Genomic DNA, 19,068 nt, shown 5'->3' with positions numbered 1-19,068 from the left:
TATTTTTTTATGCAAAAGTGGGGTATAATTCGCCAAATTTTAAGCCTATGAGCTTACTCTAAGGATACCTGTATGGCATTGAGCGTCTACTACGATAAAGATTGTAATATCGAATTAATCAAAAGCAAAAAAGTGGCAATGATCGGTTTTGGATCACAAGGTCACGCACATGCGGAAAACCTTCGCGATAGCGGCGTTGAAGTAATCATCGGTCTTCGTAAAGAGGGTAGTTCATGGGCAAAAGCGGAAGCAAAAGGGTTCAAAGTTATGACGGTTGCAGATGCATCTGCAGCAGCTGACGTTGTTATGATTCTTCTTCCGGATGAAAACCAAGCAGAAATCTATAAAAACGAAATCGAGCCGAACCTCAAACACGGTGCAACGATCGCATTTGGTCACGGATTCAACATCCATTACGGACGCATTCACCCACGTGCTGACATCAACGTAACGATGATCGCTCCAAAAGCACCGGGTCACACTGTACGTTCTGAATTCGTTCGCGGCGGCGGGATTCCCGATCTTATCGCTGTAGGTCAAAATCCAAGCGGTACGACCAAAGAATTGGCACTTTCATACGCTTCTGCAATCGGTGGCGGACGTACGGCAATCATCGAAACAACATTCAAAGATGAGACTGAAACAGACCTTTTCGGAGAGCAAGCGGTTCTTTGCGGTGGTGCTGCATCACTCGTACAAGCAGGATTTGAAACATTGACAGAAGCGGGTTACGCACCTGAATTGGCATACTTCGAGTGTCTTCATGAATTGAAACTTATCGTTGACTTGATGTTCGAGGGCGGTATCGCTGACATGCGTTACTCTATCTCTAACACAGCGGAATACGGTGACTACGTTTCCGGTAAACGTGTTATCAATGCAGAATCAAAAGCGGCAATGAAAGAGATTCTCAAAGAGATCCAAGACGGTCGTTTCGCAAAAGACTTCATTCTAGAAGGTCAAGCGGGTTATCCACGTATGAACGCTGAGCGTGCAAACGCTCGTGCGTCATTGATCGAGCAAACAGGTGTAAAACTGCGCTCTATGATGCCGTGGATTTCTAAAAATAAAATTGTTGACCAAAGCAAAAACTAATTTGCCCCTTTCCTCAGAGCCTTTGGCTCTGATCACCCCACAAATGAGGTTCCTTCTTTTATGAGCAAACGGCCTCGATCTTCCAAGTCTTCCTTTTCAAAATGGTTTCCAGTCGCTTTTTCTGTATTGCTGTTAACAATAGCCGCTTCCTTGATAGGGTATTTTATCGGATTACACCAGGCTCAAAACGAACTGATCTCTGAACGTCGTCAGTCGCAAAAACTGATTGAGCAGATTCGAGAGCTTGCGGCTATCGATGAATCGAATCTCACCTCTGTACGATCAAAAGATAACACTAATGAGAAAGAAATTCGGCGTCTAAAAAAAGAACTGGAAGATTTATTGAAACGTGAACGCATGCATGAAGAGGTCAAGCCTCAACATGAATATGCGCCAGCACCTCCACCCCCTCCTGAGAAACGCTCTCTGCGCCCTGCCGGATCGGAAGCGAAGCTGGTCATAATTATGGATGACGTATCGTATGCGCATGATGTCAAGGCGATCCAATCGACCGGATTGCCGCTCGTTATGTCGTTTCTGCCTCCGAGTTCGCGCCATCCCGATTCTGCACTCTTAGCGAAGCAGCAGCACATGTATATGGTCCATTTACCTCTGGAAGCGATGGCATTTGATGAGGTAGAACCGAATACTTTAACGATTGAGAGCACGGAAGATGAGATTGAAAAACGGCTCAGTATTTTGAAACAACTCTATCCGCATGCACATTACATGAATAACCATACCGGTTCGAAATTCACCTCTGACCCTGAAGCGATGGACAGGTTGATTCGGGTGATGCAAAAAGAGGGGCTGCAGTTTGTAGACAGCCGTACGATTGCTACAACCAAAGGGCGTGAGGCAACGGCAAAATATGGGATGCGTTACTTAGTGCGAGATGTATTTTTAGACGATAAAGACGGTGTAGAAAATGTCAAAAAGCAGATCAAAGAGGCGGTAGAAAAAGCCAAACGATACGGAACCGCTATCGCAATCGGTCATCCGCGTGTCGACACGATCGAAGCACTCAAAGAGTCAAAAGATCTTTTAAAAGAGGTACACCTGGTCAGTATAGACCAAATATGACAAATTGACAAATATTGTTATTTCTTAGTCTGTTTTCGCTACTGTAGCATATAAATTATAAAGAGTTTGTATGCATACCGAAATTCCATTTTCCATTCCTGAACTCTCTTCAATGAAGCGTTATCCCGAAAAACTTTATTATAGAGGCGATTTAGGGCTTATTCACCGCCCCAAGATCTCGATCGTGGGAACTCGCAGGCCTAACCCCTATACACGAGCGATTACGTTTGAATTATCCAAAAAACTGGCATTCTCGGGGATGATTATTGTCAGCGGTGCTGCTGCAGGGGTCGACGCAATAGCTCATCAGGGTGCAGGTGCTGAAAATACGATAGCCGTTTTGCCGAGCGGGATTGATGTCCGCTATCCGAATGCTAATGCAAAGCTCATACAAGCGATTGAGCAAGAAGGGCTTACCCTAACCCAGTTTGAGCCCGGCTTTACAGCACGTGAGTGGAGCTTTGTCGTACGTAATGAGGTCGTAGTAGCATTGGGTGATGCTTTGATCGTTGCGGAAGCCGATATCGGTAGCGGAAGTATGCGAAGTGTTGAATATGCATTGGAAATGGGAAAGCCGATTTATGTCCTCCCTCATCGTCTTCGTGAAAGTGCGGCAACCCGTCAGCTTTTAGCGGACGGGAAAGCGACAGCAATCGATGATCTTGACATGTTTGTTGCACGAATGAGTCAAAAAGGAAAAAATGCAATCGACGATACACCGTTTATCGCCTATTGTCGAAACAATCCGACGTATGATGAAGTTGTTGTGAAATTTCCGAGTGAAATTTTTGAAGCGGAATTAAGCGGTTTGATTGAAGTTAAAAATGGGAGAGTCTCAGTGGTATAATCAGGACTTAATGTCCTGATTGCCCGGATTGAACTTCATACCCATAGTGTTTTACGAGATAGTTGATAATAGTTTGTTGATCTTCTTTTGGGATCGGTGCTTTAAATTCATTGACCATTTTAGCAACCGTACCGGTCCAGTAAGGACGGCTTTTTTTCCCTTGATTGAGGATATATCCGAAAGAATGACAGATCAGACAGTACTGTTGTGCAACTTCATCATGATCTCCCGCTTCAATCGGATAATCGACATACGGCATTTCGATCGGTTTAGCGACTTGGGCAAAAAGAGCCGATGTACTGAATAATAGTGCGGTAATTAGTAATTTTATTTTCATGATCTATCCTTACACTATTTTCACATTGACATAATCGACGGCATTGTATTGGTATCCGCCGGCATTCCAGCCGATCTCATCGGCTTGCGGCTGAATATTTCCGATACGGTTGATGGCACGAACCATAATGATGTATTCACCTTTGGCCTTCGGCTCCCATTGGTACGTCCATTGGCGGTAGGCAAATTTGCCGTAATCTTTTTGAAGCTCTGTTGCAATCCAGCTTTTCCCGCCGTCGGTAGAGATCATAACCTCTTTGATCCCTTTTCCTTGGTCGAAAGCAACACCTGTTACTTTGACGCGTGATCCTTTTTTGATTACGGTATTCGGAGTAGGGTATCCAATGACCGATTTTACTTTCATGGCTGCAATCGGTTTACGTTTGTATTCGAAGTCACTTCCTGAGATAACACATTCACAGTCGTTATCGGGAACGGTATAGGCGACATCCATAAAGAATGTTTTACGATATTCGTCCATAACAGTGATTTCCGAGAGCATTTTTACCCAGCTGTCCGAAAAATGTCCCGGAATGACAAGACGGAGAGGAAATCCGTTGAGATACGGGAGATCTTCACCGTTCATTTCATATGCAACAATCAGCTCGCCGCTGAGTGCTTCATCAATTTCCATTTCCCGGAAAAAGTGCGGCGTTTCATCAACCGCAGGTTTTTCCAAACCGTTAACACCTACAAATTTTGCAGTTGCTTTAACTCCGGCCATGTTGAGAATGTCTTTTAGGCGAGCCCCTTTCCAAACAGCACACCCCATCGCTCCGTGTCCCCATTGGACGCCGTGGGTTGCTTGTCCCGTTTTGGCGTAATACTTACGGCTGTTACCGCCGCATTGGAGAACCGATGTGATCTCAACCGGTTCAAATTTTGATTTCAAATCATCTACACTGAGGGAAAGAGGTGTTTCAACCGCTCCTTGAACCTGAAGACGAAATTCGTTGAGATCGATGTAGGTCGGAATATCGGGCATATGCCAACGGACGAAAAACTGATCGTTCGGAGTGATGACTTGAGTAAAGATATCACGCGGTGATTCAAGAAGCGGTGGACGGTCTGAAATGACTTTAAGAGGTTTTTTCTCAGGAAATGCGATCACAGGAGGGACAAACTCTTTTGTCTCTGTAATGATTTTTTGAGGAGTTTCATTTCCCAAAAGGGTAGACGCTCCCAAAATAAGGCCGGCGCCTAAAAAATGTCTGCGGTTGATTTTATCCATGATAATGCCTTGCAAAGGAATATCACTATTTTATCATAATCTGGAATAATTTAGAGTATAAGCATCGCATCACCATATGAAAAAAAGCGGTATTTTTCATCAATGGCTTCTTGATAGATTCGGTGTGTCTCTTCAAGCCCTACGAAAGAGGCTACGAGCATCAGCAAAGTCGATTTCGGCAAATGGAAATTCGTCAGCAGATGATTGACTCGTATAGGGGGATTACCGGGGTGTAAAAAGAGGTTTGCTTCCCCTTGGATTTGCTGGGTTCGGACATGATACTCGACTGTTCGGGTAGAGGTTGTACCGACACACAGCAGCGGAGCGGAACCTTGTATCAGAGCTTGTGCGGAGTCTCTAATTTCAAAATACTCCGAGTGCATAGGATGATCGGTAATAACAGTTGCCTCGACCGGTTTAAACGTTCCCGAACCGACATGGAGGGTTACGAATGCATGAGGGTGGGAAGCACAAACGGACTCAAATAGCTCGTCACTAAAGTGCAGTGATGCGGTAGGGGCGGCAACGGCCCCTTCATGCGCGGCAAATACGCTTTGGTATTCACGCTCATCCTCACTGTCATCTTCCCGACCCAGATAAGGAGGGAGGGGAATATGACCGATTGTATCAAGGATCGGCAAAAGTTCTTCAAATCGGATAAGGCTCTCGCCCAGATAAAAGTTCACCGTACGTGATCCGTCATCACTTAACGCAACGACGCGTGCTGTGAGATTACTTTCAAAATTCAGCAGCGTACCTTCTTTTACACGCCCTTTGATGTAAACATTGATCGTGTACGCATCCAGAGGACGGTTGATAAGAAGCTCGATGGCTCCACCACTGCTTTTGTGCCCGTAAAGCCGGGCTTTAATCACTTTAGTATCATTAAAGAGGATAGAACAGCTTTCCGGGAGAAAATGGAGCAATGCATCGAAACGGGCATGGGTTATGGAGCGATCCGCACGCTTATAGACAAGCAAACGGGCATGTTCTCTGGGATGGATCGGATGGGTTGCTATGAGACCATCGGGTAGATAGTAGTCATAGCTTTCAGTCAGAAGGGGGTTAGTCAATCGTCTCTTCTTCGTCTTCTTCGATGTAGGCTTCCTCTTTCGGGGCCGGGTTGACAAATCGGACAATGATGATAGAAAGTCCATAAAGGAAAATGAGTGGAACAGCCATTAAGAGCTGAGTTAACACATCCGGTGGTGTTAAAAGGGCTGCTATGATGAAAATAAGGACGATGGCATAACGGAAAAAACCGATCATCATCCGATCATCGATAAGCCCTAATAGGGCTAAAAAGTAGCAAAAGATCGGAAGTTCAAAAGCTAATCCAAAACCAAACATAATTTTTGTGAAAAAACCGACATAATCTTCGATGTTGATCATAGGAACAAAGGAAGCGCTTCCGAACCCGATCAGGTACTGGAATCCAAACGGAGTGACAACATAGTAGGCAAATGCTCCACCGATTAAGAACATAACAGTACCGCCGACGACGATAGGGATCATCATTTTCTTTTCATTGGCATACAGCCCCGGAGCGACAAAAAGCCAAATTTGTGAAAGAATGATCGGTAATGAACCCAACAGCGCGGCAAAAAAAGAGACTTTCATCGCGACGAAAAAAGTACCACCGATTTGATTGGTTGTGGCCATCCCTTTTGCAGCATTTGGGGAGGTTTTTGCTACAAGAGAGAGTGCATCATTTAAGGGTTGGCTGATCCAGTGTAAGATCGGTTCATAATAGTTAAAGGCAATAAAAAACATGATTATAACGGAGGCGACGCTGATCGCAAGCCGCTTGCGCAGCTCAACTAAATGAGGACGTAAATCATCAAACATTAGGCATTCTCTTCGATAGGTTTAGCATCTGCTGGTTTAATCTCTTTTGGTTTGGGTGCAAAGGTAACCACTTCGGGTTCTTTCGGTGCTGAGGGAGCCGATGGAGTAATAGTATTAAAATCAAGCTCGCTTTTAATTCCTGTCAGCTCAGAACCGATTTCGGTGACATTGGTCATCCGTTCCAATTCCGAGCTCGCACTGGTCAGTTCATTTTTATAATTGAGTACTTCTTCTTTTATTTCAGAGAGTTTCATCTCTTCTTCAATAGTAGCACGCGCGGTATTGACCGTACTTTTAACACTTTTGAAAAATTTGGCAATTACTACCATCGTTTCAGGAAGTTTCTCCGGCCCTAAAAATAATACCGCAATAATCGCGATAACTAAAATTTCACCTAAATCCATACCAAACATTGCATTATCCAAAAATCAAGATTTTCTTTAAGAGACAAATTCTATCCAAAGAAAGTTAAAACCCTTCTACTCTCAGTGCGATTTCATCGGCTAATAAAAAATCGTTATTGAAATAGCGACCCTCATGCAGATAAATCATCCCCTCTTTGGCGAGCAGTTGCGCATGATTTTTTTGTTTTTGACTCAACAGACTCTCTTCTACACCGACACAACTGCGAAAACCTAAAAAGAGTTTTTCACTGAGCAATGCATCGGATTCGATCGTTTCAATCGTCATCTCTAAAGGATTTTGGATGTAGTGCTCGACAGACGTCGAGGGATAATAGCGTTGATTGTCTAAAAACCCGACGGCACCCGAACCCAGACCGATGTAGGGTTTGTGTTCCCAATACCCGATATTGTGAATGGAACGGTATTTTCCGAAATTGGAAATTTCGTATTGGTTAAATCCGTTTTCACGGAGGGTGTGAAACAGCCATTGCGTCAGATCCAACTCTTCTTGAGCAAGTTCAGGGGTTTTTTCAAATAGCGTATTCTCTTCTATTGTAAGGGCATAAAGGCTGATATGATCGATCGGGAGGAGTAGAGCTTGATCAATATCCGCTTTTAAGAGGGCTTTCGTATCTTCGCGAACACCGTAAATCAAATCGATACTGAGATGTTTATACCCGATAGCCGAAGCGGTACGGATGGCTTCGAGTGCATGCTGGGTATGATGAGCACGGCCAAGTGTTTTTAATTTTTCATTATTAAAACTCTGAACTCCGAAACTGAGTCGGTTGACTCCCAGCTCATACATCCCTTCCAGCCAAGAACGTGTCGCACTGTTAGGATTGGCTTCGGATGTGATCTCGCATTTATCAGCAAGATAAGGCTCTATCATTGCAAAAATCGGACGGTATAAAGATGGCTCGACCGTAGAAGGGGTACCCCCTCCGATAAATACCGTTTCGATAGGATTATCTCGACTGACGTTAAAGCGGATGAGTTCTGTCTCGAGTTGTGAGACAAGGGCATTCATGTACGCTTCGCGCAGGGAAAATTTATCAACATACGAATTAAACGCACAGTAGGAGCATTTGCTATCGCAAAAAGGGATATGAATATATAAAAGCATATTGAGATTATAGTATTTTTAATAGCGAATAGTTTACAATACCTCTTTAAAATATACGAAGAAGATGGTGAATGACCGAAAAAAAGTTCTACCGACCGAATGTGGCGGCGATTATTGTCTCTCATGAGTATCCTGAGATCAAAGATGTTTTTATCGCCGAACGGAGTGATTTGGTGGGGGTTTGGCAGTTTCCCCAAGGGGGAATTGATGAGGGCGAATCGAGTGAAGAAGCCCTGTTTCGGGAACTCGAAGAAGAGATTGGTACCAATAAGATAGAGATTGTTGCAGAATATCCTGAATGGATTGCGTATGATTTTCCTTCACACGTAGCGGCAAAAATGGCTCCGTATGTAGGTCAAAAACAGCGTTATTATTTAGTGCGTTTGAAAAAAGGGGCTAAAATCGATTTGGATACCAAACATCCTGAATTTAAAGCTTATCGTTTTGTTGCTATCGATGAGTTACTTACCCATATCGCCCATTTCAAAAAACCGGTCTATGAACGTGTCATTTCCTATTTTAGAACCAAGGGGTATCTGTAATGCTAATTGTTCAAAAATTCGGCGGCACCAGTGTCGGGGATTTGGAGCGTATCCAAAACGTTGCCAACCGTGTCGCCCAAACGCTTAATGAGGGGCATCAAGTTGTTGTCGTAGTTTCGGCAATGAGCGGTGAAACAAACAAACTGATTTCGTACGCGGAACACTATACAGCGTCGCCGGAGCGAAGCGAAGTCGATATGCTTCTAAGTTCAGGTGAACGGGTTACAGCGGCTTTGCTCTCCATTGCACTGAACGCTATGGGGCATAAAGCAACGTCGATGAGCGGTCGTCGTGCCGGAATCGTGACGGATAGTATCCACACGAAAGCACGAATAGAGAGTATTGACCCCTCCGCAATGCATGCGGCACTTGCAGAGGGAAAAGTGGTCGTTGTAGCAGGGTTCCAGGGGGTAAGCGAAAGCGGTCAGGTGACCACCCTCGGACGCGGAGGCTCGGATCTTTCCGCTGTTGCGGTTGCCGGTGCGTTGAAAGCTGATTTATGTGAGATTTATACCGATGTTGACGGTATTTACACTACAGACCCTCGTATCGAGCCAAAAGCACGCAAAATGGATAAAATCAGCTATGACGAGATGCTTGAACTCGCCTCTTTGGGAGCCAAAGTACTCCAAAACCGTTCTGTTGAACTTGCAAAAAAATTAAATGTAAATCTTGTTACCCGTTCCAGCTTTAGTGATGCGGAAGGGACACTTATCACAAAGGAAGAGAATATTATGGAACAACCACTTGTCAGCGGAATCGCACTCGATAAAAACCAAGCACGTGTATCACTCAGCGGTGTTATTGACCGTCCGGGAATCGCTTCGGATATTTTTACCCGTTTGGCAGACAATAGCGTCAACATCGATATGATTATCCAAACGTCAGGACATGACGGTAAAACCAACCTCGATTTTACCGTTCCGAAAACAGAGCTTATTGATGCGAAGAAAGTGGTTGAAACCTTTATTGCCAATGATGAAATCAAAGAAGTCGGTTACGACGAAAATATTTGTAAAGTATCTATCGTCGGTGTCGGTATGAAATCACATACGGGAGTAGCGGCAAAAGCGTTCCAAACGATGGCTAAAGAGAACATTAACATTATGATGATTTCGACCTCAGAGATTAAAGTATCGATGGTAATCGATGAAAAATATGCGGAGCTTTCGGTTCGTTCGCTTCACAGCGCTTACGCATTGGATCAATAGTGCGTCAATTTGATCAATGGACATTAGAGTCGATTCGCTCCGAAGGGGCATCGATGAGCTGGTTCGAAGAACAGCGTTTCGAATGGACTCCGGCTATCGCTAATGCTATGGATCAAATGATGGGTGGCAAAAGTCTTGTTTTGATCACCGATCAAGACCGAAAATGGTTTGCCCATTACATTACCACATCCCTCAATAAACGTTCTCCTGACCGACCGTTAATCCCTATCGTCTGTATCGATGCCCTCTATCCTCATTATGATTCGATGAGTGGAGGTGAATCCATTGATATGCTCGGCGATATGCTCGATATTACCTTTAAAGGTGAGTACCTTTTTTGGTATATCGGAAAAGGGGATGACCGTCGTGCAGATATCGCGAAACGGAGTACCCATAGTTTATTATGGATCATGGATGAACGGTTTCAAAACGCTTTGGTGTTGCGTTCGCATGATCCTCTTATTGATATCAAACTACTGCAACTTTACCGCCTTTTTGATAAAACGCTGAGTGCCGTATTGTTCGGGGAGATTAATGTTCGCGAGTGAACGGGGCGGAATCCTCATAACAGCGGAGCTGGAAGAGCGGGCCAGAGAGATAGAGGAGTCTTTACACCCTTTGCGCTGTGTCACTTTTATGAGAGATGATTTTAAGATCGAAGATGCCAAAGAGGTGATTTCCGAAGCGTATAAAAGCGAAGAGAATACAAAAACACTGATTCTCGGAGCTAAAAGTTTCACGGTTCCGGCACAAAATGCTCTGCTTAAAATCCTCGAAGAACCTCCGAGAAATATTGTTTTTATTCTGATAGCACCTAATAAAAGTACATTTTTACCAACCGTCCGTTCACGGCTCACTATGACACAAGAACATCATGAACGTATTTATGAGCTTTTGCCGATCACTTTAAAAAATCTTGATCTTTCCGGACTGTTTGCCTTTGTCAAAGAACACGACCGTCTGAAAAAACATGAAGCCAAAGCTCTTATCGAGCAACTCATGCATCAGGCAATTCACATCGAAAAGCTTCCTCTGACTTCATCGCAGCTGGAGGGATTTGATAAGGCACTTCGACTCATCGAACTTAACAGCCGTTTCCAAAGTGTCTTGGTCATGGTTTTGATGAATTTTCTCAAAGAGGTCAAACGTGGTCGTTGAGAAACTTTCTAATACGATAGATCTCCGTCGCGAACTGAAAACGTTAGGAGTAGACGGTGGCGGTATCTCTATTTTAGAAGACAAAGGCTCCCTTCATCTGATCCGGATTCGAGATCTGCATGTGGGTGCTGCCAATATTCTCAAACAAGATGCCCTGAGTATCGGTGCCGATCTGGCTGTTCCTAAAGGGACAGTAACGGCATTAACTCCTCGTGTAGATGTTTTACTGATTGCATCCGAGCGTCAACTTCAACAACTCGTCAAAAAAGAGAAAGCGCAACCATTCGGACTCAAACAGCTTTCCATGGAGTTGGAGAGCTTTTGTCATTTAAAGTACGAAAACAGGGTCTCCATCATGGGAATACTCAACGCCAATGATGACAGTTTCTATCATGCCAGCCGGTTTCAGGGTAGTCAAGCCATAAAACGGATTGAGACGATGATTCAAGAGGGAGCTGACATCATCGATTTGGGTGGTGTATCGAGCCGCCCTGGTAGTGTAGCTGTAAGTGCGGAAGAAGAACTGCGACGGGTTCGTCCTATTATCGATGCACTGTACGAGCAGCGGTTATATGAGAAAACAACATTCAGTCTAGACAGTTATGAACCGGAAGTAATCTCATATGCCTTGGAGAGAGGATTTACGATAATCAATGACATCACAGGATTGGCAAACGATGAGGTTGCCCGGCTGTGCGGCAGTTACGGTGCGACGGCAGTCATCATGCATATGCAGGGTGAGCCTGTAAATATGCAGGAAAATCCTGCCTATTTCTCCGTCATTGCTGATGTAGAACATTTTTTCCGTGAGCGGATTGCAAAAGCGGAATCGTATGGCATTAAAGAAATTATCTTAGATTGCGGTATCGGTTTCGGAAAGCGGTTGGAAGATAATCTCTCACTGATAACCAATCAAAGTCATTTTCTTCGTTTAGGAAAAAAAATGTTGGTGGGAGCAAGTCGAAAATCAATGATTGATGCGATTTCTCCATCAAGCAGTGACGAACGATTGGCAGGATCTTTGGCAATTCATCTCAAAGCGATAGAGCAGGGTGCTTCCATCGTGCGGGTGCATGATGTAAAAGAACATGCACAGGCAATAAATGTCTGGAAAGCGTTGAGGGGCTAACTGTGAGTAATACAGTCGTAATTATCACACTATCGCTTTTGGTATTGCTCTCTCCGTTTTTGTCCCGCGTCAGCAGAATTCCGGTTGTCGTTGTCGAGATCATGATGGGAAGTTTTGCCGCATATTTCGGATTTTTAGTGGAAAATGAACTCTTTAAAATTATTGCCGAAGTCGGATTTTTGTATCTGATGTTTTTAGCGGGGATGGAAGTCGATCTTAAAGGATTCCAGTTTGAGAAAAAATCGCTCATTCGGCGAACGGCACTTTTTTTCGTCATGGTGTACGGTTTTTCCTTCGGATTGGTTGCGTATTTTCACCTAAGCTCTGTCTACATGGTCTCATTTCCGATATTTTCTCTCGGGATGTTGATGGCATTGATCAAAGAATACGGTCGAAATGAACCTTGGCTTGCGTTGGCTCTGAATATCGGTATTGTCGGAGAACTGATCAGTATTTTGGCAATGACGGTACTTAACGGGGGGTTGACGTACGGATTTAATATCGATTTTTTCTTTACGCTGCTCGTCTTGATCGGTTTTTTGATCGGTTTTGTCCTCTTTTTCCGGGGAATACGAATTCTTTTTTGGTGGTATCCCGGACTCAAAACGCTCATTATGCCGATGGAAGACAGTAAAGACCAGGATGTCCGTTTTTCTATGGCTTTGCTTTTTATCTTAATCGGGGTAATGCTCCATTTTAAAATCGATGCAATTTTGGGAGCATTTCTAGCAGGGATGCTGATCACAACCTATTTTAAACATAAGATAGAGCTTCCTGAAAAACTTTCATCGTTCGGATTTGGGTTTTTGGTCCCCATTTTTTTTATCCATGTCGGCTCAACTCTTTCATTGGACGCTTTTTCGGATCCGATGATTTTGGAATCGGCGCTTGTTATTGCGATCGGAATCGTATCCATCCGCTTGATAGCCGGAGTCAGTGCATTTACCGGCTATTTCGGGTTTAAAAACGCGTTATTATTTTCTTTGTCTAACTCAATGCCACTTACCTTTTTGGTAGCGATTGCAACTCTCGGATATCATGCTCATGCAATAAGTCATGAAGAGTATTACGCATTTATCGTAGCAAGTATGGGGAGTGCAATATTTTTAATGATTACAATTAAGATTTTATTTTCATTTTTCAACCGAAATATAGGTGGAAAATAGGTTGGATTTTGACAATTTTTAGTGAAAACAAGGTACAATCGACAAATTAGGCAAGGTAGCGCCATACGGATAGAAGTTACCTTAAGCGAGAAGGAGTCACGTGGATTTAACGGTCATTTTAGGAATCTTAGGCGCTATTACCACTATTTCTATCGGGGACTTGATGGAGGGTGGAAATCCTGTACATGTTGTCCATATCACATCGCTTATTATTATCATGCCGACAACTCTTTTAGCATCGATGGTCAGTACAGATGTCGAGCATGTCAAAGGGGCATTTAAAAGTCTCGGTATGATTTTCAAAAAATCTCAGGTGAATCTGCATGAACGGATTAAAGAGATCGTTGACCTCTCCATTATGGCGCGTCGTGACGGTTTATTATCGCTGGAGCAAAAAGTTGCACAACTTGATAACGCCTTTTTGAAACAGGGTCTTAGCATGGCCGTTGACGGAAATGAAATACATACGATTTCCGAAACCCTTGAACAAGTAATCGAAGAGACTGAAGAATATTATCATGGATGTGCGCATTATTGGATCCTTGCCGGTGAGACATCTCCCGTTTTGGGTCTAGTAGGGGCAGTCTTGGGGCTTATTCTAGCACTTCAAAAACTCGATAGTCCAGCAGAAATGGCTGAGGGGATCGCTGGGGCATTTACGGCGACTGTAACCGGGATTTTCAGTGCATACGTTTTGATCGGGCCTATGGGAAATAAACTGAAAGCCAAAGCACATCACGTTGTAAAAGAACAAAAAATGATGCTAGAGGGGATCATCGGAATTGTACATGGTGATAATCCACGCACATTAGAAGCCAAATTGCTTAATTTCCTTTCACCTGTGGAAGAGAAACACAGTCAGTTTAATTGATGAGACAATAAATGGGCAAGAAAAAATGTAAAAAATGTGAATGTCCTGCAGGGGAAAAATGGGCGGTTCCGACGGCCGACTTTTTCAGTCTCTTGTTGGCACTTTTTATTGCACTTTACGCGATAGCCTCTGTCAATAAAGAAAAGCTCCGAGCGGTAAAAGAGGAGTTTGTTAAAATCTACGATTATGCTCCGGCACCTGAAACAACCAGCCCTGTAGTTCCGATGGAAGCAGAGGTAAAGCCGGTACCGGACGCTTCGGCTAATCCATCAGGGCAAATGCCGGTTTCAGAGGGTGGGGCACTTTTAACAGGTGATCCTCAGGTCCAGCAATCGATTGAAAAAATGATGAGCAAACTTCAGCAAGATATGGGTGACCAAACCGGAAGCGGTGCCGGGCCATTGGATGAAACGATAGACGGTGTGTTATTGAAATTACCGGTTAGTGTGCCGTTTCGCGGTTCTGATGCGACGATTGATGATGAAGAAAAACACATGTTCCTGAGACGTATTGCTGAAATCATTAATACGTTACCGGCGTCGGTTGATATTTCCGTCAGGGGCTATACTGATAATGCACAACTTCCTGCCGGTGGACGATATCAAGATAATTTGGAATTATCAAGTGCACGGGCTGCAAACGTAGTCAGAGAATTGATTCGTGACGGGGTCAGTGCAGATCGCTTATCTTCAGCAGGTTTCGGTTCCTCAAATCCGATTGCATCCAACGCCCGTGAAGAAGATCGTGTCAAAAATCGACGTGTCGAATTTTATATGTTTGTATCAGATAAAAAAGCAGTTGAACCGCAAAAACAACAAACCGTATTAGATGCATTAGGTAAAATCAAAAAGCCTCAATAATACTCCATAAGGGGAAGTAAATCTGCTCCCCTTCACACTATCCGCATCCTCCCACTCAAAGACAGAGAATCATAAACCGAAACGGAATCATTACTGATGTATAAATTTGATTGGGCAGAATAGGAAAATAAATATGTGAGAGGTATTTGGCTTAATAGCCAAATACGATTTTGAGGATAAAGAAGAAGAGTGCTGCCATAATTGCAGACGCAGGGAGCGTGATGATCCATGCCATTGCGATAGGACGCATAAGCGCCCAGTTTGCATTGCGGTTGAGCATTCCGATACCGATGATCGCTCCGACGAGAATATGGGTTGAAGATACGGGAATACCCATCTTGGTTGCGAGCAAAATAACGAGCGTTGCTCCCAGTTCGGCTGCGAAACCGGTTACAGGGAATATTTCTGTAATGCGGCTTCCAACGGTATCGATAACTTCTTTTCCGATAAACCATAGACCGGCAACAAGAGCGACACCGAATGTTGCCATGGCAATAACCGGTACCGGTGACTCGGCATTGATCTGACCTGTCGCTAAGATATCGATAATTGCGGCAAATGGTCCGATCGCATTTGCGATGTCATTAGCTCCGTGACTGAACGCGAATGAAGAAGCCGTCAGGACTTGGAGCATGCTAAAGACACGCATGGTTGCTTTATGCGGAGTATCTTTATGCATCACTTTGATAATAGCATATACAACTCCGTACATCAGCGTTGAAAGGACGGCAAGGAGAACAAAAATTTGGGTGTCATCCAAGCCGAGATGAGCATTTTTTAGTCCTTTGAACAACAACATTCCAGCAATCATCGCTGTACCGAATGCCGCTGCGATCGGTGCATGCGTACGAAGAGCATAGAAAGCATTTTGTTTTTTCTTGAGTCGGTTGAGTTCATGAACTTGGTTTTGATACGCTGCTTTTTCTTCGGATGTGGCAGTTTCTTCGTTGTGAGATGCTTTGAGGGCACTCAGTTGCTCTTTGATGGAATTCATATGGGCTTCGACCGCATCGTTGTAATCCAAAATATTTCTTTTCAAATACCAGTAAATTCCATATGATGCCATCCCACCTAAAATCGGTGAAACGACCCAACTGATAGCAATTTTTGTGATTTGGTCCCAATGAACCAGACCGAAAACCGACTCACCCGCTTGCATTGTTACATATCCAAGGGCGATAGATCCCCCTAATATCCCTCCAACAATAGCATGGGTTGTGGAGACAGGGTATCCTTTTCTTGATGCGTAAAGCAACCATGTCCCTGCAGAGAGGAGTGAACCCATCATGACGAAAACAAAAAGCATCGGATCAAAATCCATTGCTGAGATATCGACAATCCCTTTGCGAATCGTATCTGTTACTGCCGCACCTGCGAGCATCGCTCCCCCGAGCTCGAAGATTGAAGCGATCATAAGTGCTTGTTTGACCGTTAATGTTTTAGCACCGACACTTGTGCCAAATGAGTTGGCAACATCATTACCCCCGATGTTAAACGCCATAAAAATCCCAAAAAGGGTTGCGATGATGAAAAGGGTATGGTTGTTTGCGAGATAATTAAAGCCCCATACCATAAAAATGGTAGTCATGAGGACAAAAATACCGCCGAAAAAGAGGTTGTCACGCGAGAACATGAATACTTCCTAAAATTAAGATTATAAACGAGGGCCGGGATAATATTACGAAACCATTACAAAATGGTTACGAAATGATTACGAAATTATGCCCGTTTATCTCTTTGATGAGACTTTGACGGGCAGAAGAAGAGGGGTTAAGGAAGAAGGGTGGCTTTAATGATTTTTTGGGTTTGAAGCGGTTTGTCACCGCCGTATTGGCCATTGGTTTGAACGTTATTCAATTTACCAAGAGTGTCCATTCCTGCTACGACTCGACCGAAAATAGTGTGGTATCCATTAAGCCATGGGGTTGGTGCGGTTGTAATGAAAAATTGGCTTCCATTGGTGCGCGGTCCTGCGTTGGCCATAGCCAAAACACCTGCTTTATCAAAAACGACACCGGACTTAAACTCATCTTTAAACGGCTTTTTCCACATAGATTCTCCTCCGGCACCGGTTCCGGTCGGGTCACCGCCCTGTACCATGAAATTATGGATGATTCGATGGAACGTAAGGCCGTTGTAATAACCGTTTTTTGTAAGTGTCGTAAAATTTTCTACAGCCAGTGGGGCGACATCCTCATATAATTCTAAGGTTATATTTCCTTGTGTCGTTTCCAATAAAACGCGGGGATGACCGGCAGCAAAGCTGAGAACAGCGGTGACGAATAAAACAAAAAGAAAGCGCATTAAGACTCCTGTGGGTGTGGTGTAAAGGTGAGGCAAACGGAATTCATGCAATAGCGCAGTCCGGTTGTAGCGGGACCGTCCGGAAAAACATGCCCTAAATGGGCATCGCAGGTAGCACAAAGCACTTCTATACGGATCATGCCGTGTGATATATCCCGTTTCTCTTCAAGTACTTCAGGAGAAATGGGACGATCAAAACTCGGCCATCCAGTACCTGAATCAAATTTAGCGGAGGAATCAAATAATGGTGTGCCGCAGCAGACACATTTATAGATTCCATTCCCTTTAAAATCGGCATATTCGCCGCTGAATGCCCTTTCGGTTCCGTGTTGGCGTGCAACATGATACGCTTCGGGTGATAGGAGTGATTGCCACTCTTGGTCGGTTTTGATCACTTTGTTCATTGCAAGCCTCTATAACTAAGAATTCTGTAATGAGATTATAGTTGCGGTTTCTGATGCACGGCTTAGTATAAAAGGATAATCGTTATTCTCGTGCAGGGATATAAGATATAAATGAGGAACGGATATTCCGCTGAGACATTCAGGCGTAGTGAGGATCAGATCATCCAGATTTCTGTATTGTAAACTAAATGAGGGAGTTAAAATTTGGCAGGAAATATCTAAAGAGTCGTCAATGACTTTTTTATATTCTTTCGCTGCTTCAAAATCAGGGAGGACGATTAAAACATGCGACAAAGATGCTGTTTCCATTCGCTGGCGTATACTGTTGAGAAGCGTTGTAAGCAGCGCTTGACCGGTGCATTGGATGAGATGATGCCGTGCATTATATCGGTAGTGATTAATCAATTTGGCACTGCTTGTGGATGTCGGCAAATCTGAAACAGAACAGAGCACTAAATACCGGCTTGATTTTTGTTTTTTAAGTGTTTCAATAAAATCGGGTTCCATATGATCGGTATCATCACAGAGTATGGCCGTTGATTCTTGAAAGCTTTTCTTATAGTCAGAAGAATCCTTTTGAGCCGGCGTATAAAAAGAGAGAGAAGCAATGTCGACGCTTACCGCAGCATAATCGATTAATTCGATCAGTTCATCCCGCAGAAGCTCTCCTCCCAGTTTTGTCGGTGTAATAATCATAATCTTTTGTGTAGGGTCATCAAGCAACATCAACAATGCTTTACGCAACAAGACAGTACTTTTCCCGCTTCCGTAATCACCGCTTAACAGATTGATACTATTATTGATGGGGGTGTTCAAAAATTGGATTTGTTCTTCTGAAATTAAAGAACCGAAAGAATTTGCTTCTGTTGGTAGGAGCAATGTGTGGGACGTGAGTGAGCCAATGACTTTTATCAATGAAAATGGTTCAGTCTGAGAAGGGGCAAGAGATTTCAATTTTTCTTCAATAGAGTCTTTGGATTCATTTTTAAAGAGTAGACGCCCTTTAGGGAGCAGTTCATGGAAAGATGAATCCAGTGAATCAAAATCATCCTCAGAAAGATAAGGCATCCAAAAAAAACGCTCTATGGGCGTTGAGTCAAAAGATAATACGTCATTCAGCTTCTGATGAATTTTCCGTTCTGTGTTTTCTAATTGGGTTGTAGAACTTTTATTGCTTCGTTTGGATGAACGTTCGATTTGTGCCCCTTTTAACTCGTCGACAGTCCATAAAATTTTTTCTCCGAAATAAACCCCCCTCTCAGGAAGAAAGATGAGTAAATCAATTGGGGTGACTGTATTTTGATGATACAGTTTAAAATGTTCGAAAAAGGCACCATTCGCTTTATCGGCGATGGATTGAAATAATGTGACAGATTCGGCGTTACTTTCTTCCACCGTAGCAATCGTTTGAGATTTTTTGGAGATAAAGCGATTTAAAAATGATATAAACATT

The 19,068-nt window shown here is 43.7% G+C and carries 21 protein-coding genes; 11 read left to right on the top strand and 10 right to left on the bottom strand.

Going from position 1 to position 19,068, the window contains the following annotated elements; genetic code table 11:
- Nucleotides 1-72 precede the first annotated feature (72 nt).
- The 3 genes from ilvC (at nt 73) to PHE37_RS00320 (ending at nt 3,025) form a co-directional block, all read left to right on the top strand.
- Nucleotides 73-1,095, top strand: a complete 1,023-nt coding sequence (ilvC, locus tag PHE37_RS00330) for a ketol-acid reductoisomerase (protein WP_299995082.1) — start codon at nt 73-75, stop codon at nt 1,093-1,095.
- A 60-nt stretch (nt 1,096-1,155) separates the two neighbouring features.
- A complete protein-coding gene (locus PHE37_RS00325; protein WP_299995081.1) occupies nt 1,156-2,178 on the top strand; it encodes a divergent polysaccharide deacetylase family protein in 1,023 nt (340 codons plus the stop codon).
- A gap of 70 nt (nt 2,179-2,248) precedes the next feature.
- Entirely contained in the window at nt 2,249-3,025 is a 777-nt protein-coding gene (locus PHE37_RS00320) for a DNA-processing protein DprA (protein ID WP_299995079.1), read from the top strand.
- Nucleotides 3,026-3,032: 7 nt separating this feature from the next.
- Here the strand turns inward: PHE37_RS00320 and PHE37_RS00315 are convergent, their stop codons facing one another.
- Genes PHE37_RS00315 through hemW form a run of 6 tightly spaced genes read right to left on the bottom strand, consistent with a single transcriptional unit; the run spans nt 3,033 to nt 7,970 of the window.
- Nucleotides 3,033-3,362: a sulfite:cytochrome C oxidoreductase subunit B gene (locus PHE37_RS00315; protein WP_299995077.1), complete on the bottom strand. Its 330-nt coding sequence runs from the start codon at nt 3,360-3,362 to the stop codon at nt 3,033-3,035.
- Between the two features lie 9 nt (nt 3,363-3,371).
- Nucleotides 3,372-4,592 (bottom strand): molybdopterin-dependent oxidoreductase, encoded by a 1,221-nt coding sequence (locus PHE37_RS00310; RefSeq protein WP_299995075.1) that lies wholly within the window; start codon nt 4,590-4,592, stop codon nt 3,372-3,374.
- Nucleotides 4,593-4,642: 50 nt separating this feature from the next.
- A complete protein-coding gene (queA, locus tag PHE37_RS00305; protein WP_299995073.1) occupies nt 4,643-5,665 on the bottom strand; it encodes a tRNA preQ1(34) S-adenosylmethionine ribosyltransferase-isomerase QueA in 1,023 nt (340 codons plus the stop codon).
- The gene (tatC, locus tag PHE37_RS00300) at nt 5,658-6,440 is read right to left on the bottom strand and encodes a twin-arginine translocase subunit TatC (protein WP_299995071.1); all 783 of its coding nucleotides are present in this window, start codon (nt 6,438-6,440) and stop codon (nt 5,658-5,660) included. Before tatC ends, queA begins: the two co-directional genes overlap by 8 nt.
- Entirely contained in the window at nt 6,440-6,853 is a 414-nt protein-coding gene (gene tatB, locus PHE37_RS00295) for a Sec-independent protein translocase protein TatB (RefSeq protein ID WP_299995069.1), read from the bottom strand. Before tatB ends, tatC begins: the two co-directional genes overlap by 1 nt.
- 55 nt (nt 6,854-6,908) lie before the next feature.
- Nucleotides 6,909-7,970 (bottom strand): radical SAM family heme chaperone HemW, encoded by a 1,062-nt coding sequence (gene hemW / locus PHE37_RS00290; RefSeq protein ID WP_299995067.1) that lies wholly within the window; start codon nt 7,968-7,970, stop codon nt 6,909-6,911.
- 71 nt (nt 7,971-8,041) lie between these two features.
- On the opposite strand from hemW, the gene PHE37_RS00285 reads away from it, so the two are divergent.
- The 8 genes from PHE37_RS00285 (at nt 8,042) to motB (ending at nt 14,907) form a co-directional block, all read left to right on the top strand.
- A complete protein-coding gene (locus PHE37_RS00285) occupies nt 8,042-8,512 on the top strand; it encodes an RNA pyrophosphohydrolase (RefSeq protein ID WP_299995065.1) in 471 nt (156 codons plus the stop codon).
- Complete coding sequence (locus PHE37_RS00280) at nt 8,512-9,723, top strand: aspartate kinase (protein ID WP_299995063.1); 1,212 nt, start codon at nt 8,512-8,514, stop codon at nt 9,721-9,723. Before PHE37_RS00285 ends, PHE37_RS00280 begins: the two co-directional genes overlap by 1 nt.
- Entirely contained in the window at nt 9,723-10,271 is a 549-nt protein-coding gene (locus PHE37_RS00275; RefSeq protein WP_299995061.1) for a HobA family DNA replication regulator, read from the top strand. The genes PHE37_RS00280 and PHE37_RS00275 overlap by 1 nt, the downstream gene beginning before the upstream one ends.
- Nucleotides 10,258-10,881 carry a DNA polymerase III subunit delta' gene (locus PHE37_RS00270; RefSeq protein ID WP_299995060.1) on the top strand — a complete coding sequence of 208 codons (624 nt, stop codon included), beginning with the start codon at nt 10,258-10,260 and terminating at the stop codon, nt 10,879-10,881. Before PHE37_RS00275 ends, PHE37_RS00270 begins: the two co-directional genes overlap by 14 nt.
- A complete protein-coding gene (gene folP, locus PHE37_RS00265; protein ID WP_299995058.1) occupies nt 10,871-12,010 on the top strand; it encodes a dihydropteroate synthase in 1,140 nt (379 codons plus the stop codon). The genes PHE37_RS00270 and folP overlap by 11 nt, the downstream gene beginning before the upstream one ends.
- Nucleotides 12,011-12,012: 2 nt before the next feature.
- Nucleotides 12,013-13,176, top strand: coding sequence for a cation:proton antiporter (locus tag PHE37_RS00260; RefSeq protein ID WP_299995057.1), 1,164 nt, complete (start codon nt 12,013-12,015; stop codon nt 13,174-13,176).
- 100 nt (nt 13,177-13,276) lie between these two features.
- Complete coding sequence (motA, locus tag PHE37_RS00255; protein WP_299995055.1) at nt 13,277-14,047, top strand: flagellar motor stator protein MotA; 771 nt, start codon at nt 13,277-13,279, stop codon at nt 14,045-14,047.
- 11 nt (nt 14,048-14,058) lie between these two features.
- A complete protein-coding gene (gene motB, locus PHE37_RS00250) occupies nt 14,059-14,907 on the top strand; it encodes a flagellar motor protein MotB (RefSeq protein ID WP_299995054.1) in 849 nt (282 codons plus the stop codon).
- 151 nt (nt 14,908-15,058) lie between these two features.
- Here the strand turns inward: motB and PHE37_RS00245 are convergent, their stop codons facing one another.
- The 4 genes from PHE37_RS00245 to PHE37_RS00230 form a co-directional block, all read right to left on the bottom strand.
- Nucleotides 15,059-16,540, bottom strand: coding sequence for an inorganic phosphate transporter (locus PHE37_RS00245; RefSeq protein WP_299995052.1), 1,482 nt, complete (start codon nt 16,538-16,540; stop codon nt 15,059-15,061).
- A gap of 137 nt (nt 16,541-16,677) precedes the next feature.
- Nucleotides 16,678-17,211 (bottom strand): peptidylprolyl isomerase, encoded by a 534-nt coding sequence (locus PHE37_RS00240; protein WP_299995050.1) that lies wholly within the window; start codon nt 17,209-17,211, stop codon nt 16,678-16,680.
- Nucleotides 17,211-17,615 carry a peptide-methionine (R)-S-oxide reductase MsrB gene (gene msrB, locus PHE37_RS00235; protein WP_300008070.1) on the bottom strand — a complete coding sequence of 135 codons (405 nt, stop codon included), beginning with the start codon at nt 17,613-17,615 and terminating at the stop codon, nt 17,211-17,213. Before msrB ends, PHE37_RS00240 begins: the two co-directional genes overlap by 1 nt.
- A 15-nt stretch (nt 17,616-17,630) precedes the next feature.
- On the bottom strand, nt 17,631-19,067 hold the full coding sequence (locus PHE37_RS00230) for a hypothetical protein (protein ID WP_300008067.1): 1,437 nt from the start codon (nt 19,065-19,067) through the stop codon (nt 17,631-17,633).
- Nucleotide 19,068 lies beyond the last annotated feature (1 nt).

This window comes from Sulfuricurvum sp., assembly GCF_028681615.1.
Classification (GTDB): domain Bacteria; phylum Campylobacterota; class Campylobacteria; order Campylobacterales; family Sulfurimonadaceae; genus Sulfuricurvum.
This window is presented reverse-complemented; position numbering and strand designations above follow the sequence as displayed.

Excerpts from the sequence above, each read along its gene's own strand:
- PHE37_RS00280 (WP_299995063.1), top strand. The coding sequence starts at position 8,512 with ATGCTAATTGTTCAAAAATTCGGCGGCACCAGTGTCGGGGATTTGGAG.
- msrB (WP_300008070.1), bottom strand. The coding sequence starts at position 17,615 with ATGAACAAAGTGATCAAAACCGACCAAGAGTGGCAATCACTCCTATCA.
- PHE37_RS00310 (WP_299995075.1), bottom strand. The coding sequence starts at position 4,592 with ATGGATAAAATCAACCGCAGACATTTTTTAGGCGCCGGCCTTATTTTG.
- PHE37_RS00315 (WP_299995077.1), bottom strand. The coding sequence starts at position 3,362 with ATGAAAATAAAATTACTAATTACCGCACTATTATTCAGTACATCGGCT.
- PHE37_RS00270 (WP_299995060.1), top strand. The coding sequence starts at position 10,258 with ATGTTCGCGAGTGAACGGGGCGGAATCCTCATAACAGCGGAGCTGGAA.
- PHE37_RS00325 (WP_299995081.1), top strand. The coding sequence starts at position 1,156 with ATGAGCAAACGGCCTCGATCTTCCAAGTCTTCCTTTTCAAAATGGTTT.
- tatC (WP_299995071.1), bottom strand. The coding sequence starts at position 6,440 with ATGTTTGATGATTTACGTCCTCATTTAGTTGAGCTGCGCAAGCGGCTT.
- PHE37_RS00320 (WP_299995079.1), top strand. The coding sequence starts at position 2,249 with ATGCATACCGAAATTCCATTTTCCATTCCTGAACTCTCTTCAATGAAG.
- hemW (WP_299995067.1), bottom strand. The coding sequence starts at position 7,970 with ATGCTTTTATATATTCATATCCCTTTTTGCGATAGCAAATGCTCCTAC.
- PHE37_RS00230 (WP_300008067.1), bottom strand. The coding sequence starts at position 19,067 with ATGTTTATATCATTTTTAAATCGCTTTATCTCCAAAAAATCTCAAACG.
- PHE37_RS00245 (WP_299995052.1), bottom strand. The coding sequence starts at position 16,540 with ATGTTCTCGCGTGACAACCTCTTTTTCGGCGGTATTTTTGTCCTCATG.
- tatB (WP_299995069.1), bottom strand. The coding sequence starts at position 6,853 with ATGTTTGGTATGGATTTAGGTGAAATTTTAGTTATCGCGATTATTGCG.
- ilvC (WP_299995082.1), top strand. The coding sequence starts at position 73 with ATGGCATTGAGCGTCTACTACGATAAAGATTGTAATATCGAATTAATC.
- PHE37_RS00240 (WP_299995050.1), bottom strand. The coding sequence starts at position 17,211 with ATGCGCTTTCTTTTTGTTTTATTCGTCACCGCTGTTCTCAGCTTTGCT.
- motB (WP_299995054.1), top strand. The coding sequence starts at position 14,059 with ATGGGCAAGAAAAAATGTAAAAAATGTGAATGTCCTGCAGGGGAAAAA.
- PHE37_RS00285 (WP_299995065.1), top strand. The coding sequence starts at position 8,042 with ATGACCGAAAAAAAGTTCTACCGACCGAATGTGGCGGCGATTATTGTC.